Origin of the sequence: Marinobacter sp. F4216, from assembly GCF_019931195.1 — a bacterium.
Classification (GTDB): domain Bacteria; phylum Pseudomonadota; class Gammaproteobacteria; order Pseudomonadales; family Oleiphilaceae; genus Marinobacter; species Marinobacter suaedae.
Genome location: NZ_JAIOUO010000003.1, coordinates 1 through 17,122, shown reverse-complemented (window position 1 = coordinate 17,122; position 17,122 = coordinate 1). Strand labels below are relative to the sequence as shown.

13 protein-coding genes are annotated in these 17,122 nt (G+C 56.7%); 8 read left to right on the top strand and 5 right to left on the bottom strand.

What is annotated here, in order from left to right; translation table 11 throughout:
• Nucleotides 1-27: 27 nt before the first annotated feature.
• Together K8I84_RS05560 and K8I84_RS05555 are read right to left on the bottom strand one after the other, a co-directional pair.
• On the bottom strand, nt 28-2,178 hold the full coding sequence (locus tag K8I84_RS05560; protein ID WP_223793749.1) for a 3-hydroxyacyl-CoA dehydrogenase NAD-binding domain-containing protein: 2,151 nt from the start codon (nt 2,176-2,178) through the stop codon (nt 28-30).
• A 32-nt stretch (nt 2,179-2,210) separates the two neighbouring features.
• Nucleotides 2,211-3,419 (bottom strand): acetyl-CoA C-acetyltransferase, encoded by a 1,209-nt coding sequence (locus tag K8I84_RS05555; protein WP_223793748.1) that lies wholly within the window; start codon nt 3,417-3,419, stop codon nt 2,211-2,213.
• Nucleotides 3,420-3,602: 183 nt separating this feature from the next.
• Between K8I84_RS05555 and K8I84_RS05550 the strand changes: the two genes are divergently transcribed.
• Entirely contained in the window at nt 3,603-3,863 is a 261-nt protein-coding gene (locus K8I84_RS05550; RefSeq protein ID WP_223793747.1) for a late competence development ComFB family protein, read from the top strand.
• Nucleotides 3,864-3,873: 10 nt separating this feature from the next.
• On the opposite strand, the gene K8I84_RS05545 is transcribed toward K8I84_RS05550, so the two are convergent.
• Nucleotides 3,874-6,345, bottom strand: a complete 2,472-nt coding sequence (locus K8I84_RS05545) for a DUF349 domain-containing protein (protein ID WP_223793746.1) — start codon at nt 6,343-6,345, stop codon at nt 3,874-3,876.
• Nucleotides 6,346-6,515: 170 nt separating this feature from the next.
• Here K8I84_RS05545 and K8I84_RS05540 point away from each other — a divergent pair, with 170 nt between their 5' ends.
• Complete coding sequence (locus K8I84_RS05540; protein WP_223793745.1) at nt 6,516-6,992, top strand: regulatory protein RecX; 477 nt, start codon at nt 6,516-6,518, stop codon at nt 6,990-6,992.
• A 30-nt stretch (nt 6,993-7,022) separates the two neighbouring features.
• Here the strand turns inward: K8I84_RS05540 and mltF are convergent, their stop codons facing one another.
• Nucleotides 7,023-8,552, bottom strand: coding sequence for a membrane-bound lytic murein transglycosylase MltF (gene mltF / locus K8I84_RS05535; RefSeq protein ID WP_223793744.1), 1,530 nt, complete (start codon nt 8,550-8,552; stop codon nt 7,023-7,025).
• 266 nt (nt 8,553-8,818) lie between these two features.
• Between mltF and purL the strand changes: the two genes are divergently transcribed.
• Complete coding sequence (purL, locus tag K8I84_RS05530; RefSeq protein WP_223793743.1) at nt 8,819-12,724, top strand: phosphoribosylformylglycinamidine synthase; 3,906 nt, start codon at nt 8,819-8,821, stop codon at nt 12,722-12,724.
• Nucleotides 12,725-13,141: 417 nt separating this feature from the next.
• Complete coding sequence (locus tag K8I84_RS05525) at nt 13,142-13,453, top strand: YqfO family protein (protein WP_223793742.1); 312 nt, start codon at nt 13,142-13,144, stop codon at nt 13,451-13,453.
• Here K8I84_RS05525 and K8I84_RS05520 read toward each other — a convergent pair whose 3' ends face one another.
• Nucleotides 13,454-14,011: an NUDIX hydrolase gene (locus K8I84_RS05520; protein ID WP_223793741.1), complete on the bottom strand. Its 558-nt coding sequence runs from the start codon at nt 14,009-14,011 to the stop codon at nt 13,454-13,456.
• A 96-nt stretch (nt 14,012-14,107) separates the two neighbouring features.
• Between K8I84_RS05520 and K8I84_RS05515 the strand changes: the two genes are divergently transcribed.
• The 4 genes from K8I84_RS05515 to purT are packed head-to-tail and all read left to right on the top strand — an operon-like array spanning nt 14,108 to nt 16,660.
• Nucleotides 14,108-14,695, top strand: a complete 588-nt coding sequence (locus K8I84_RS05515; protein ID WP_223793740.1) for an NUDIX hydrolase — start codon at nt 14,108-14,110, stop codon at nt 14,693-14,695.
• A gap of 1 nt (nt 14,696) precedes the next feature.
• Nucleotides 14,697-15,230 (top strand): gamma carbonic anhydrase family protein, encoded by a 534-nt coding sequence (locus K8I84_RS05510; RefSeq protein WP_223793739.1) that lies wholly within the window; start codon nt 14,697-14,699, stop codon nt 15,228-15,230.
• Entirely contained in the window at nt 15,227-15,409 is a 183-nt protein-coding gene (locus tag K8I84_RS05505; protein ID WP_263283004.1) for a DUF1289 domain-containing protein, read from the top strand. The genes K8I84_RS05510 and K8I84_RS05505 overlap by 4 nt, the downstream gene beginning before the upstream one ends.
• A 51-nt stretch (nt 15,410-15,460) precedes the next feature.
• The gene (gene purT / locus K8I84_RS05500) at nt 15,461-16,660 is read left to right on the top strand and encodes a formate-dependent phosphoribosylglycinamide formyltransferase (RefSeq protein ID WP_223793737.1); all 1,200 of its coding nucleotides are present in this window, start codon (nt 15,461-15,463) and stop codon (nt 16,658-16,660) included.
• Nucleotides 16,661-17,122 lie beyond the last annotated feature (462 nt).

The following is a 17,122-nucleotide window of genomic DNA, read 5'->3' as shown; positions in this document are numbered from 1 at the left end:
GAGGCTTGTGCCTCTCCGGTGGACTGCTTAGACAAAGGCCGCGTTGCCCTCGGCTTTCTCTACCAGCAGCCCGGGTGGGGTGAATCGCTCACCATAGCGGGCGGCCAGCTCGCTCGCGCGTTCGGTGAATGCGCGAACACCGTACTGATTGATGAACTGAATGGCGCCGCCGGTCCAGGCCGCAAAGCCGATACCGAAAATGCTGCCGATGTTGGCATCTTCAATGTTCCTCAATACGCCTTCTTCCAGGCAGCGAACGGTTTCAATTGCCTGAATAAAGAGGATGCGGTCTTTCAGGTCCTGGAGCTGGACAGCATGAGCCTTGTCGTTATCCACGAACAGCTGATCCAGTCCGGGCCAGAGATGTTTCTTGCCGTTTTCCGGGTATTCATAAAAGCCCGCCCCGGCGGCCTTACCCTTGCGGCCCTGTTCATCGACCATGCGGTCAATCACGGCCTCGGCCGGATGCGGTTCCCAAACACCGCCTGCCGCTTCCGTGTCCTTCTTGCTCTGGGCACGGATGTGCTGCATCAGGGTCAGGCTGACTTCGTCGGAAATGGCCAGCGGGCCAACGGGCATACCCGCGAACAGGCCGGCGTTCTCGATGCTGGAAGGGTGGATACCTTCGGCCAGCATGCTGATGCCTTCGTTCACGAAGGTGCCGAATACCCGGGAGGTGAAGAATCCCCGGCTGTCATTCACCACGATCGGGATTTTGCCAATCTGTTGAACGTAGTCGAACGCCCGCGCCAGTGTCTCGTCGGAGGTCTTGGCGCCCACGATGATTTCCACCAGCTGCATTTTGTCGACCGGCGAGAAGAAGTGCAGGCCGATAAAATTCTCTGGCTTGCCGGACGCTTGGGCCAGTTGGGTAATGGGAATCGTGGACGTGTTGGAGGCGAAAATGCCGTTGTTCACCAGTTTGGGCTCGGCTTCCTGCGTTACCTTGGCTTTCAGGCCGCTGTCCTCGAAGACCGCCTCAATGATGAGGTCACATCCCTCCAGGTCACTCGCGGAGTCGGTGGGTTGGATGCGAGCCAGAGTCTCGGCCTTCCGGGCTTCGGTCATACGGCCACGGCTGACTTTCTTTGCTAACAGTTTCTCGGAGTACCCCTTTCCTTTCTCGGCGTTTTCCACCGATACATCTTTCAGAACCACGTCGATGCCACGGGTTGCGGTGGAATAGGCGATGCCAGCGCCCATCATGCCTGCACCGAGAATCCCGACCTTGCTGAAGGTTTCCGTGTCGAAGCCTGCTGGGCGACTGCCGCCCGCTTTCAGATCGTTAAGCTGGAACCAGAAGGTGCCGGTCATGTTCTTGGCGACCTGGCCAATCACCAGCTCGGCAAAATAACGGGTTTCGATCAGGCTGCCGCTGTCAAAGTCCACCTGGGCGCCTTCAACCGCCGCTGAAAGAATTCGTTCCGGCGCGGGATAACAACCTTTTGTTTTCTGCCTGAGCATGGCCGGCGCAATGGCCAGCTTCTGGGCCATGGCCGGGTGATGGGGGGCACCCCCGGGGAGTTTGAAGCCTTTCTGGTCCCAGGGTTGCTGGCATTTCGGGTTCGCGTCGATGAACTCGCGGGCCTTGGTGATCATCTCGTCCACAGACTCGGCAAGATCATCAATAAGTCCTGCTTTCAGGGCCGCTTTGGGATTCACTTTCTTGCCTTCCATCAGAAACGGGAAGGCGGCTTCCAGGCCAATCATCCGAGGCAAGCGCTGCGTGCCTCCACCTCCGGGCAGCAGGCCGAGGGTGACTTCCGGCAGGCCCAGCTGGATGGCGTCGTTATCCAGAACCACCCGATGATGGCAGGCGAGGGCGAGTTCCAGCCCGCCACCCAGTGCCGCGCCATTGATGGCGGCAACCACGGGCTTGCCGCAGGTTTCCAGGGCTCGCATGTCGGCTTTCAGACCGTTGACCATATCCTCGAAGGCTTTGGCGTCCGCTCGGCTCACCTTGTGCAGTTCCTTCAGGTCGCCACCGGCAAAAAACGTTTTCTTGGCCGAGGTGATGATGATGCCGCGGACAGTGTCCAGGTCTGACTGAACCCGTGCGACCGTTTCGGATAGGGCGTCACGAAAGGCCCCGTTCATGGTGTTGGCGGACTGGCCCGGCATGTCTATGGTCAGGGTCAGGATCTGATCTGAACCCAGTTCATAACGGATGGCACACATTACAATTCTCCTATCTGAAAAAAGTGTCGGGTTCAGACGCGTTCAATGATGGTGGCGATACCCATGCCGCCGCCCACACACAGGGTGGCCAGGCCGTATCGCAGTTCCCGGCGTTCCAGTTCGTCCATCAGTGTCCCGAGGATCATGGCACCGGTGGCGCCAAGCGGGTGGCCCATGGCGATGGCGCCGCCATTCACGTTCACTTTTTCATCGGGAACCGACAGCTCTTTCTGAAAGCGCATGACCACAGAGGCAAAGGCTTCGTTGACTTCAAACAGGTCGATCTGATCTGCCGTCATGCCGGCCTTGTCCAGCGCTTTGCGCGCGGCCGGCGCAGGCCCCGTCAGCATGATAGTGGGGTCGGTGCTGGTCACCGCGGTGGCGACAATGCGGGCCCGCGGCTTGAGTCCCATGGCCTTGCCCTTGGCTGCGCTGCCGATCAGAACGGCGGTGGCGCCATCCACGATGCCGGAGGAATTGCCCGCATGATGCACGTGGTTAATCTTTTCGATGTAGTGGTACTTTTCCCGGGCAACGCTGTCGAACCCCATTTCGCCCATCATCTGGAACGAGGGCTTCAGGCCAGCCAGCGAGTCTAAGGTGGTCTCTCCCCGCACGTGTTCGTCACAGTCGAGAATGACTACGCCATTCTGGTCGGTCACGGGGATGATGGATTTGGCGAAATGACCGTTGCTCCAGGCATTGGCGGCTTTTTGCTGGGAACGTACAGCAAACTGGTCGACGTCTTCACGGCTAAACCCTTCGATGGTTGCAATCAGGTCTGCGCCAATGCCCTGAGGCATGAAGCCGGTGTGCAGGTTGGTTTCCGGGTCCATCGCCCAGGCACCCCCGTCGGAGCCCATGGGTACGCGGGACATGGATTCAACGCCGCCGGCAACCACCAGGTCTTCCCAGCCGGACCGCACTTTCATGGCGGCCAGGTTCACGGCTTCAAGGCCGGAGGCGCAGAACCGGTTCAGGGTGACGCCGGCCACCTTTTCGTCCCAGTCGGCGGCCAGCGCTGCCGTTTTGGCGATATCCGCGCCCTGATCGCCCACAGCTGTTACGCAGCCCATGACGATGTCGTCGACCTGCGCGGTATCCAGGTTATTCCGCTCTTTCAGGGCATCCAGCAGGGTCTTCAATAGCGTGACGGGTTTTACGCTGTGCAGGGAACCGTCCTTCTTGCCGCGGCCACGCGGCGTCCGAACGGCATCGAAGATGTAGGCTTCGGTGGTCATTGGCTGTCCTCGGTTCATTGTTCGTTTTGATTGGGATGGCTCTACCATAGCGGTTCGGCGCCGGCCTGTGTAATGACGGTGCCTGCCAATCCTATTGGCGAAATTGCTCAGGGCCAGTGACAAGGCGCAGGGGCGCATCTATGGTAATTGGATGTTGTGCACGAACGCGGGAGGAACATGCGTATGTCCCTCAGAGATGCCATCGATAATTTTTATGAACGGCTAGTGCAGGATGCCATCAATGCCACCCGGGAGGAGGAAGATACCGCCGACTATCTGGCCGATGTTATGTGTGTGGCGCTTAACCGGCTTCCTCCGCGCTACTATCGCCATCCCATCGATATGATGTTTTACCTGGCCGATGATGAGCTCAAGGGTATGAAAGAAAAATCCCTGGACGCGGTTAAAACGGCCAGGGATTTCGTGAGGGAACATCAGCGCTAGAGAGCAGGTGTCACGGGAGAGCGAGTGCTCCGATTGCTTGATTCATGCGCTGGGCCAGAGGATGGACAGGACTGTGATCGGTATCGACCAGGCACCAGCCGGCCACAAGTTTTTCCAGCTCCTGCATGGTGCTGCCTGACTGTTCAGACGACCCCATGCCATCCGCCAGGCGACGTACCTGGATTTCCATCCGGCGTTGCTGGTCCTCGGCCGGTGACTCCACCCCGCTCAGAATTTCTGCCCGAATCACCAGTTCGCCGTGGTCAGCCCCGGCCAAGTGATGTGCCAGTTCAGGCCAGTGTGACGGAACTTCTTCCTGGCTCAGAGTCCCATCCGTTCGCGCGTCCACGAGGGTTTGCCAGTTCTGAATGGTGGATGACAGCGCACGATGGGCCCTGGTTTTTTTCAGTCGCTGGATTTCGGCCTTCAGTTGGTCACTTGTTCCCGGAGACACCTCCGAACCCAGTAGCGAACTCAGGCTCTTCTGTGCGTCCGACAGCGCGGAGTCTTCATTGCTCTCATTAAGCTGGCTGGCCGCAGACAAAGCCTGTTTGGCACTCTCGTCTGCGACCTGCATGGCTTCTTTGTGGGCGCTGCGCTGTGCGTCCCGCCGTGCAAAAATCTGGTCGCAGGCGCTCCGGAATGTCTGCCAGAGCTTACGATCTTCTCGATGGCGGGTGATACCAATCGCCTTCCAGTCCTTCTGAAGATTCTTCGCCTGATTGATTGCATCCTGCAGGGGGTCGTGTTCGACCAGCGCCTGGGCCTTTTCGACAATGGCCTGTTTCAGCGTTTCGTTTTTCCTGCGCTCTTCGTCCAGCGATGTTTCAAGGCGCTTGAGCAGATCGTCAAAGCGTTTCTGGATGGGGCGATTATCACGGAATTCTACCGGCCAGGCGGACTTCCATTCCTGTCGCGCGGTCTGATGGATTTTCTCCGCGCCCTTCCAGTCCATGGCGGACCAGTCTGCCTGGCTCAGGAAGGTTTCCAGTTCTTCGCAGATCTTTTTGCGTGTTTCGAGGTTGTTCTGTTTCAGGCCGGATTTCGCCGAAAAGTAGTCCTTGCAGGGCTCGAATGCCCGGTCGGACGCCTCTTTGAAGCGCGTCCATAGTGAGCGATCAGACGAACCACCGAGTTCGCGCCACTCCTTTTGCAGTTCCTTGATGCGCTCGGCCTTGGCTTCTGGATCCATGGGTTGGTCGGCCAGGTATTCCATCTGCTCGCACAGGGTGATCTGCTTGGGTTCCGTGGCAAAACCAAGCCAGTCGCTGAGTTCGTTCACCTGACCGTTCAGCAACTGCATTCGGGCTTGAAAGGTCTTCCGCTCGCGGTGATTCAGATCCTTGAAGACAGCCTGGGCTGATTTAAGAAGCTGGCGAGATTCTTTCAGTTGCTTGCTTTCCAGAGCCGATTCAAGCTTGGCAATGGTCTGTTTCAGTTCTGCTATAGCAGCGTCGTTGGGCTGGACATCACTAAGGGCAGGCGTTTTCGTACTGGCAGATTTTTTCAGCAAGGTGTGAGCTGGCTGGAGTATGTCCGGCAGCGGGTAGCCGGAGGGCCAGTTGATCTCGTCTACCAGGGTTTGAGCCTGTTTCCGAATATCGCTGTCGCCCGCGTGCTCTTCAGGTTTAGCCGTGGCCAGGGCTGCAAGCGCTTCCCTGTGCTGGGTTATGCGGCGGATGGCGCTGATGTAGTTGCGCAGCGTCAGCATTGCGCTGTTATAGGCCTTCTTTTCCGCATCCGAAACTGCTGTGTCCCGGGTTGCTTCCAGCCAGCGGTTTTCCTGGGTTTTTTGCAGGGCGTCCAGCGACGACAGAGAGGGGAGTCCTTCCGGGGAGTGGCCACGGAGGTCCTCCAGCGTTGACTGAAGCAGTTGAAGGGTTTCAGAACGTTGTTCCTTCTGGTCATGCTGCCGGGTTTCGTCGTCCTTGGCTTGCTTGATCTCGTCAAGGCGTTGCTGACATCTGTGGCTTGCTTGCAGGAATTCCTGTGTCTGCTCGGCGGTCGCGTGCTGCTCGACTTCTTTCCATTGTCCAAGCAGGGCGTCGAGTCGGGCTTCGTAGAGCTTGGTATCGTCGCTCCGGGCCTGCTCCGTGGCGCTGCGAATCAGATTGGTGACGGTTGCCACCAGAGCCTCTTGTTTCGCTTTTTCTTCTTTTTGACGTTGCAGGGTTTGTCGAACCGCCTGGTAAACCCCTTTGTCTTTGCCCTTGGCCTGTTTCTGTACCTGGTGGAGGCAGGCCGCATCTGTCATTTGACCGGCGGCTTTCAGTCGGAGCTCGGCGGTAACGCCCTCAACGGCAATAGTGGCCAGTTGTTGTTGGGTTGGGGCACCATTAAGGATGTGCCGTTGCTGCTCTCTGAGAATGTCCCGGGTGTCCTGCTGATGGCCTGAGTCCTTCGTCGGTTGTTCAACAGAAGGCTTGGTTGCAGGTTCGGTGGTTTTCTTGGATTTAAAGAGTTTCTTAATGAAAGCAGCCATAAAGGTATCCTTTTGGGATTGAAGCCAGTCCTCGGTGTCGGGCAAAGTGGTCCCGCTACCGGCCATCGGCACCCAGAAGGCAGAGTGCCGGGTACGGTTACCGGGTTATCCGGTAACGTGAATTCCGGGGCTAGTCTAGCGTTTTGATTGCACAGGCGGAAAGGGGCTACATGGCAAAACAGGAAAATCAGGACGATCCTTTGCATAAGGCGCGCTCGACCGCATTGCGGCTCCTTGCCCGGCGAGAGCATAGCCGGCTGGAATTGTCCCTGAAATTGCGTCAGCGCCGGATCGAAACTCCGGTGATTGAATCCGTTCTGGATGAGTACGAGCAGGAAGGCTGGCTTGACGATAGCCGTTTTGCAGATGTGTACGCGCGACAACGAATGGATCTCGGCTATGGCCCGCTTCGTATTCTGTCGGAGCTGCAACAGCGTGGGGTAAATGTTGCGCCAGACTGCCTGCAAGAGGTGACCGAACAGGGTTGGCGCGAGAGGGCAGTCGCTCTGCGGGAGCGCCGCTATGGTCTTGCCGACTTGCAGAAAGATTGGGATGAGAAGGTACGTCAGGCCCGTTTCCTGACCCGACGCGGATTTTCCGCCGGACAGGTTGAGTGGGCGCTGGAAGCGCGGGGCCATGAAGACTGACCCGCGCCCTCCAAATGCCTGATTCTGCTTTTAGAGGGTGGGCGGAATCATTCCCAGGTCAGGGGGTAAGCTGGCCTGCATGTCCTGAGTGCTTTCCTTGCTGTTACTGACCCCACGGCCCGCGCCTTTTGATTCCAGGTCGACGAGCATTGGGTCGTTTTCGGTCTGGTCGCCGGCGGGATCCGTAATGCGTGTTAGCACGTCGTAATAGCGGCGTATGTTCTGAACGTAGAGCACCGGCTCATGGCCACGTGCGTAACCATAGCGGGTCTTGGTGTACCATTCCTTCTGGGCCAGCAACGGCAGGAATTCCTTTACATCCATCCAGCGGTCGGGGTTCCGGCCAGCATCCTGTGCCAGTCTCCGGGCATCTTCCAGGTGGCCAAACCCGACATTGTAGGACGCCAGCGCAAACCAGGTACGGTCCGGCTCTGGAATGCGGTCTGGAATCTGATCGTGGACGATACGGAAATACTTGGCGCCGCCGTGAATGCTTTGCTCGGCGTCCAGTCGGTTATTGATGCCTATATATTTGGCCGTGTTACGCGTCAGCATCATCAGGCCTCTTACTCCCGTCGGTGATACCGCGTTGGGTCGCCAGTGGGATTCCTGATAGCCGATGGCGGCCAGAAGTCGCCAGTCAACGCCGTACTCCCTGGCGTAGCTCCGGAACATGTCCGAATATTTCGGAAGACGATTATCCACGTGGTGCATGAAGGTTCTGGCACCCACATAGTTCAGTCGGTCGAGATGGCCATAGAAGCGCTCTGCCAGCTGAGCCAGAGTGCCATTGGCCTGAAGCTGTTTCAGGAACTGACGGGCTGCTTTTACCAGCGTGTCATCCTGGGTGGCGGGGAAGAGCCAGACCAGCTCCTCTGGTTCGCCAAGAGGAAACGCTTCTTTCACCTTGGGAAAGAATACGTGGTTCAGTTCCAGCTCGTTGGAAGATACCACCGCGTAGCTGAATTCACCGCTTTCGACCCGCGCCAGAATGCCGGCGGCGTCCAGCCCGGGGTGAGCCTGCCAGTTGGTATCGATTGATTCGGCTTTGGCATTTTCCAGCAGGTGTTCGTGATTGCTCTCGGGAACCAGGTGCAGCGTTTTTCCGCCAAGGTCACTGAGAGAATCTGGTGCCGGGAAATCGCGGTTATAGACCACCACCGACTGCGCGGAGATGCCGGTTGCCAGGGGTTTGTATGTGCCTTCAAGGTCGGGCAAGGCGGAAAGACCGGCCAGACCAATGTGGGCGAAATCCCGTTCCAGTACGGACAGTACTTCGGTATTGTCCTGTGCGACACGAACACGAAGGTTCACGCCAAGTTCCTTGGCGAAACGCTTGGCCAGTTCGTAGTCGTAACCGGTTGGGCCGTCCCTGCCTTCAAAGTAGATCGATGGGGCCTCGCGGGCGATCACGTGCAGAACGTTTTCGTCCCGGATTTCCTGCAGGGTGCTTGGCCGGGAACAGCCGGCAATGACCAGTGCAGCGCACACGAATACTGAAACCCGAACGGGAGCCGTCGCTTTTTCCAATATTGATCTGAACACTTCCCTGAACTCCATTTACAGCTGGCTCGTCGGGATACGTCAGTGTGAAAGGAATGGACGTATCCGATGTCATGCCGAGTGTGGCGTCCTGCCACCATCAAATGATCAATGTCTTGTTTGCATTGGTCAACACAACTGACTAAGTAATATGCAAAACAATGTGAATTGTCCAGTTTCCGGGAGGATGGGGAAACTGTATCCCGGCGCGGCTTTCGAGTATCATTGCCGCCTTTCCAAACTCATCCAGATTTCCTCTTTTTCGCGCGATACAGGTTGATACCATGCTCGAACTTCGTGGCGCCCCGGCGCTCTCGCCTTTTCGTTCCCGTAAATTGCATGCCCGGATTCAGGAGGAAGTCCCTGAAGTTGATCACGTGTATGCAGAATTCATGCATTTCGTGGACCTCGACGGAAACCTCTCTGACTCGGAGCAGGCGATTCTCGATCGGCTGTTGAAGTATGGCCCCAGTGTATCGGTTGAAGAACCCGAGGGTGTGCTGTTTCTGGTCGTACCTCGTCCGGGGACTCTATCGCCCTGGTCAAGCAAGGCAACCGATATCGCCCGTAACTGCGGACTGCGTCAGATCCAGCGTATCGAGCGTGGGACGGCGTTCTATATTAAGGCCAACCAGAAACTGAACCTCACCCAGCGCGAAAAGATCGCGGCCTTGCTTCACGACCGGATGACCCAGACCGTATTCCACGAAATGGCCGGTGCCGGGCTGTTGTTCAGTCACGAAGAGCCGCGTCCGCTGGAACGGGTGCCGGTGCTTGATGGAGGCCGCTCAGCACTGGTTGAGGCCAACAAGCGTCTGGGACTGGCTCTCGCTGAAGACGAGATCGATTACCTCACGAAGGCGTTTACCGACCTGCAGCGGGATCCCACCGATGTTGAACTGATGATGTTTGCGCAGGCCAACTCCGAGCACTGTCGTCACAAGATTTTCAACGCTTCCTGGGATATCGACGGCGAAGGCCAGGAAAAGTCGCTGTTCGCGATGATCCGCAACACCTTTGAGATGAACAGCGAAGGGGTGCTGTCTGCCTACAAAGACAATGCCTCAGTCATTCGCGGCAGCCGCGGTGGCCGCTTCTTCCCGGATCCGAAGACAGGCGTCTATGGATACAATGAAGAAGACATCCACATTCTGATGAAGGTGGAGACTCACAACCACCCGACGGCCATTGCCCCGGCTTCCGGCGCCGCGACCGGCTCTGGTGGTGAAATCCGGGATGAAGGCGCGACTGGGCGCGGCTCCAAGCCCAAGGCCGGCCTGACGGGCTTTACGGTCTCCAACCTGAACCTGCCGGGTGATCGCCAGCCCTGGGAAGGGGATTACGGTAAGCCGGATCGTATCGTATCCGCGCTCGATATCATGATCGAAGGTCCCATCGGTGGTGCTTCGTTCAACAACGAATTTGGCCGCCCGAACCTGGCGGGTTATTTCCGTACTTTTGAAGAAAAGGTTCCTGGTGCAGCGGGCGAAGAAGTCCGGGGTTACCACAAGCCCATCATGATCGCCGGTGGCCTCGGGAACATTCGCGAGGAACACGTTGAGAAGGGCAATATTCCCGTTGGCGCCAAGCTGATTGTTTTGGGTGGGCCGTCCATGCTGATCGGTCTCGGTGGCGGTGCGGCATCCTCAATGGATTCCGGTTCCAGTCACGAGAATCTGGACTTTGCGTCTGTTCAGCGGGACAACCCGGAAATGGAACGCCGTTGTCAGGAAGTGATTGATCGCTGCTGGCAAATGGGGGAGGACAACCCTATTGCCTTTATCCACGACGTGGGTGCCGGTGGTTTGTCCAATGCCATGCCCGAACTGGTCAAGGACGGCGGTCGCGGTGGAAAGTTCGAACTGCGGGAAATCCCCAGCGACGAACCGGGCATGTCGCCCCTGGAAATCTGGTGTAATGAATCCCAGGAGCGCTACGTCCTTGCGGTAGCACAAGAAAACCTCGAGAAATTTGATGCGCTTTGTCGGCGTGAGCGCTGTCCTTACGCGGTGATCGGCGAAGCTACAGAAGAGCATCACCTGGAACTGGGCGACTCCTATTTTGATGAAAAGCCAGTGGATCTTCCGATGGAGGTGCTGTTCGGCAAGCCGCCGCGTATGCATCGTAGCGTCAGCCGCTCCTCGTTCACCAAGCCGATTTTTGATTCTTCCAAAATCGATTTGAATGAAGCGGTTCGCCGTGTGCTGCGTCTGCCTTCCGTGGGCTCCAAGAGTTTCCTGATCACCATCGGAGACCGGACCATTACCGGTCTTGTGGCTCGCGATCAGATGGTCGGTCCCTGGCAGGTTCCTGTCGCCGACGTTGCCGTCACGGCCAGTGCCTTCGATGTAAACACCGGCGAGGCTATGGCGATGGGAGAGCGAACGCCGGTAGCCGTCATTGACGCGCCCGCTTCTGGCCGTATGGCGGTCGGTGAGGTGATCACCAACCTGGCGGCGGCCCCGATTGCAAAGCTTTCCGATATTCGTCTTTCCGCAAACTGGATGGCTGCGGCAGGCCACCCGGGTGAGGATGAAAACCTGTACGAAACCGTTCGTGCCGTTGGTATGGAGCTGTGCCCGGAACTGGGTATTACCATTCCGGTGGGTAAAGACTCCATGTCCATGAAAACCACCTGGGAGGAAGACAACGGCGAGCAGAAGAGCGTAACGGCTCCGCTGTCGCTGATTATCAGTGGCTTTGCCCCAGTGACCGACGTGGGGCGTACCCTGACACCGCAATTGCGGACCGACGCGGGGGAGACGGATCTGATCCTGATCGACCTGGCGGCCGGCCAGAATCGCCTTGGTGGATCGGCGCTTGCGCAGGTCTACAAGCAGATTGGTGCTGTGGCGCCGGATCTGGATAACCCGGAAGACATCAAGGCATTCTTCGCGGTTATCCAGGGCCTGAATTCCGACGGTAAGCTGCTGGCCTATCATGACCGCTCTGATGGCGGCGCTTTCATTACCCTGGTGGAAATGGCTTTCGCTGGGCATGTGGGCATCGATGTCCGTCTCGATGGTCTGGTCGAAAAGTCAGTTCAGATTGCCAGAGAGCTGTTTAACGAGGAGCTCGGTGCCGTTATTCAGGTGCGCCGCGATGACACGGCTTTTGTGCTTCAGCAATTGTCTGCGGCGGGGCTGGGTGAGCATTCGAGTGTTGTCGGTAGCCTGAACGACGATGACCGCATCCGTTTCAGCTACGAGGACAATACCTTTATCGATGAAACGCGCGTAGAACTTCAGCGTTTGTGGGCCGAAACCAGCTTCCGGGTGCAGGCGCTTCGCGACAATGCCGATTGCGCTCAGGAAGAATTCGACAACCTGCTTGATGCCGAGGACCCGGGTCTGAGCGCCGAGCTGACGTTCGATCCCAATGAAGACACCGCAGCGCCGTACATCAACAGTGGCGTCCGTCCCAAGGTCGCCGTGCTGCGTGAGCAGGGCGTCAACGGGCAGGTCGAAATGGCCGCGGCGTTTGATCGTGCCGGGTTTGAATCAGTCGACGTGCATATGAGTGACCTGCTGGCTGGGCGCGTGACCCTGGAAGGCTTCCAGAGCCTGGTTGCTTGTGGTGGCTTCTCTTTTGGAGACGTTCTTGGCGCCGGCGAGGGGTGGGCCAAATCCATCCTGTTCAATGACCGCGTTCGGGACCAGTTCGCCGCATTTTTCAATCAGCAGGACACGTTGGCGCTGGGTGTTTGCAACGGCTGTCAAATGTTGTCGAATCTGCACGAACTGATTCCGGGCAGCGATGGCTGGCCTCGTTTTGTTCGTAACCAGTCCGAGCAGTTTGAAGCACGATTTGTGATGGCAGAGGTGTTGCCGTCGCAGTCTGCCTTCCTTGATGGCATGGCCGGCTCACGCATGCCGATTGCGGTTGCCCACGGTGAGGGGCGGATTGAGTTTGCTGCAGAGGGTGGAGTTCAGAGCCTGATGGATAACGACATGGTTGCCCTGCGTTATGTGGACAACCGGGGGCAGGCCACGACCCGTTATCCTTTCAATCCCAACGGGTCCGAAGGCGGCGTGACTGGTGTGACCACCCGTGATGGTCGCGTCACCATTATGATGCCTCACCCGGAGCGCGTCTTCCGGGCGGTCCAGCACTCCTGGCGGCCTGATGGTTGGCAGGAGGACGGGCCATGGATGCGCATGTTCAGAAACGCTCGAGGCTGGTTCGAATAAGTTAGCTAACCGGGAAAGCGAAACCGGCCTGAGGGTGTCACTCGTTGATGCCTTTCAGGTCGGTTTTTTTTATGTGCGTCTGGCTGCCCTGTTTCAGAGCAAGTCAATCTAAAAAAGAGTGAAAAAAATGGAAAAACAGGCTTGACTGGTCCACTTTATGCACATTCGTGGTGCTCGCTTGCGTGTTTTGTAAACAAAAGGTATGAATTGCGTTCATCTTTTTGATCATTCTTTTAAAGCATTGAAATATATAAGAAAAATAAAAGGGGCGATTTTCTCGCCAATTTGACGTAAGTGTAGTGATTACGCGGCCTTGGGGCGCATACCCAAAAACTTTCCCCAAAGTTATCCACAGATTTTGTGGGTAAGTTTCTAAGTTGTTGGTTTGGTCAAAAAATGTTCAGTGCGAGGGCGTCTATGTATAAATTGTGCTACTTCGTGCCGGAATCCCACCTCGAAAAAACCAAGCAGGCTCTGTTCGATGTTGGTGCCGGTCGAATCGGTGACTACGACAGCTGTGCGTGGCAGTGTCGGGGGCAGGGACAGTTCCGACCGCTTGACGGCAGCGACCCGTTTCTGGGGGTTGTCGGGGCTCTGGAAAAAGTAGACGAGTACAAGGTGGAGCTGGTTTGCGAGGACAGTCTGATCAGGACGGCGCTGGAGGCCTTGAAGCAGGCTCACCCTTATGAGGAGCCCGCCTATGAGGTCTATCGAATGGAGTTGCTGTAATCAGCCTGTTTTACTGGAGGCTGACATAGGGCGCCGAATATCGTCGATGTGAACGCCAAAAGTGTCTTTTCTGGCGTCCTCAACGAAAAGCTCCAGTGTCTTTCGAACGGTGGGAAACGACAGTTCGCTCCAGGGGATTTTATCCAGTTCAAACAGTTGTGATTCCAGGGACTCTTCGCCGGCACCAAACTCCCCGTTAATGAGGGATGCCCGGTAGAACATATGCACCTGGTTGATGTGCGGGACATCGATGATGGAGTACAGGCCCTCTACGTTCACCTCGGCGAGTGCCTCTTCCCGGGTTTCCCGCATCGCAGCCTCAACGGTTGTTTCGGCGTTTTCCATAAACCCCGCCGGCAGAGTCCAATAGCCATAGCGGGGTTCGATGGCCCTGCGGCAAAGCAGCAGCTTTCCTTCCCAAAGAGTCACGGTACCGGCGACGATTCGCGGGTTCTGGTAATGTATCTCCTCGCAGCTGATGCAAACATAACGGTGGCGGTTGTCACCCTCGGGGATGCGTTGTTCAACCGGATGGCCGCAAGTGCTGCAGTACTTCATTGTTTTCCCCGTATACTGAATAGGTTCAGGTGGTCAGTTTAACGATCACGATCGCCTGTGTCTCATGTAAACCGCTTATGGTGTTGGAGTATTACGTTGCGAGATTTACTTGCCGAGCGTCTGGCATCCTATGCCCCCCGTCAACTGGCGCTCGACTATCCGGAAGCAGGCATTCTGGTTCCGATTACTGACGATCATCAGAACCCTGAAATGGTATTTACGCTCAGATCTTCCAATCTGAACACCCATAGCGGGCAGGTGGCCTATCCGGGAGGGAAGCGAGATCAGGAGGATCCGAGCCTCGTTGCCACAGCATTGCGCGAGACCCATGAGGAAATTGGGTTGCCGCCAGACAGGGTAGATGTGATCGCGCCCCTCAGTCAGGTGATGTCCCGCTACGGCATCTTGGTTACGCCTTATGTTGGTGTGATTCCTGGTGACTACCCGCTGGCGCCAAATCCGGAAGAAATCGACAGCGTGTTTCGGGTTCCGTTGTCTTTTTTCATGGACGACATACGAGAGCGAACGGATACCCTGAGCTTTATGAATCATACCTTTTACGTGCCCTGTTATCGTTGGGAGCGCTATCAGATTTGGGGAATGTCCGCTGTGGTTCTGGTTGATTTCCTGAACGCTGTGTACGATGCGGGCATTGATTTGCTGGAGCCACCTCAAGGAGGGTGAGATGTTTTACGAGTTGGGCGATCGCGTGCCTGAACTGGTTGGTGAAAATCAGTTCGTCGCTGAAAACGCATCTATTATTGGAAGTGTCCGGTTAATGGAGCAGGCCAGCGTCTGGTTCAATGTTGTGGTTCGGGGTGATAACGAGCTGATTACCATCGGCCCAGACAGTAACGTTCAGGATGGTTCGGTGCTGCACACTGATCCCGGCATCCCACTGACGCTCGGAAAGGGGGTCACAGTAGGCCACAAGGCGATGCTTCACGGTTGTGAAATTGGCGATTACTCGCTCATTGGCATCAATGCGGTCGTCCTGAACGGTGCCAAAATCGGCAAGCACTGCCTGATCGGCGCGAACACGCTGATTCCGGAAGGGATGGAGATTCCCGATGGATCCATGGTCATAGGCTCACCGGGAAAGATTAAGCGAGAGCTGAACGATAGCCAGAAGAAGATGCTGGAAATGAGTGCTCAGCATTACGTACAGAACGGAGTGCGGTACCTTGAATCCCTCAAAACCTGTAAGCCACGCAGATGAGTGTGACAGATAAAGTCCGCTCCCCTTGCGTGAGTGTATGCGCCCTTGATGAAAACGATGTCTGTATCGGGTGCCAGCGCACCGGGGATGAAATACTCCGATGGACGCAAATGACGAATGAGGAGCGCAGGGATGTCCTTCGTGAGGTTGCTATTCGCGAAGAGAAGTTTGCGCTGTAAGGGCGTCGTTCGACGCCTTCTTTCTATCAAATCAACGTAACAGGTGGTGACATGGCTGGAAGCGACTCCGTACGTATCGGCACGCCTCTCAAAGAGGGAGCGTTCAGGGTTCTGTTCTGCGGCTCCGGGGAGCTGGGAAAAGAAGTGGTGATTGAGCTTCAGCGATACGGTGTAGAAGTGATCGCGGTAGACCGCTATGCAAATGCCCCCGCGATGCAGGTCGCGCACCGGAGTCACGTCATTGATATGTTGGATGGGGCAGAGCTGCGTCGAGTTATCGAGCTGGAAAGGCCCGACCTGATCGTCCCGGAGATTGAAGCGATAGCCACGCCCGAACTGGTTCGTCTTGAGGAGGAGGAGGGCTTTCGGGTGGTGCCAACCGCCCGCGCCGTTAACCTCACGATGAATCGGGAAGGTATTCGGCGAATGGCTGCCGAAGAGGAGGGTGTTCCTACCTCCCCTTATCGCTTCGCGGGCTCCAGAGAAGAATACCTGGCGGCAGTAAAGGAAGTGGGTCTTCCTCTGGTGGTAAAGCCTGTCATGAGTTCTTCCGGGAAGGGGCAAAGCACTGTCAAGGCCGAGCAGGATATCGAGCCGGCCTGGGACTATGCCCAAACCGGTGGGCGCGCTGGTAAAGGGCGGGTAATCGTCGAAGGCTTTGTGGATTTCGACTACGAAATCACCCTCCTTACCGTTAAACATCGCGATGGTATTTCCTTCTGTGATCCCATTGGACACCGGCAAGTCGATGGCGATTATCGGGAGTCCTGGCAGCCACAGCCAATGTCGGAGGTCGCACTTGAGCGATCAATGGACATTGCGCGCAAGATTGTAGAGAACCTCGGTGGCAATGGCCTTTATGGGGTGGAGTTGTTCATCAAGGGGGATGATGTCTGGTTTTCGGAGGTCTCGCCTCGTCCCCACGATACCGGGTTGGTGACGCTCGTTTCTCAGGATTTGTCGGAGTTCGCTCTCCATGCTCGCGCGATTCTGAATCTTCCGATACCCGCCATCCGTCAGAATGGCCCATCGGCGTCGGCCGTCATTTTGCCGGAGGGTGAGTCCGACCATGTTGCCTTCTCTGGTCTCGATGAGGCTCTGGCTCAGCCCGATACCCAGTTAAGGTTGTTTGGTAAACCAGAGCTAACCGGTCGTCGGAGAATGGGGGTGGCGTTGGCTCTTGCAGACTCGGTCGATCAGGCGCGAAGCAACGCGACGCGGGCGGCCCGTGCCGTGAAAATTGAGTTATAGAAATTAATCACGCCCCAGAGTGAACGAAAAGTGATCGTTATGGTCATAGTTTGACCGGTTTTGGGGTGGTGGTGTAGGTGGAAACCGAAGAATCGTGAGAAATGTCAAAATCCGGCGTTGACAGTTTTCCTGAGGGCTGTAGAATGCGCCCCACTTCTGACGGACACGACGCCAAACGGGGTCGGTTCGGAAGCGGCAACTGCCTGAAAAGGTTGAAGAAATTTGAGTTATAAAGTTCTTCAAAAAGGTGGTTGACAGGGCGACGATTCACTGTAGAATGCGCGCCTCGCTCTTCGGAGCAAGCCGGACGGTTTGAGTGGTTTGAACGCTTGTTGAAAGCCTCGAAAATTACTTCAAAACAACGGTTGACAGGGTCGGGATTCGATGTAGAATACGCGGCCTTGATTGAGCAACGGCTCAACGTTCTTTAAAAAGTTAACCAAGTAATTCGTGTGGGCGCTG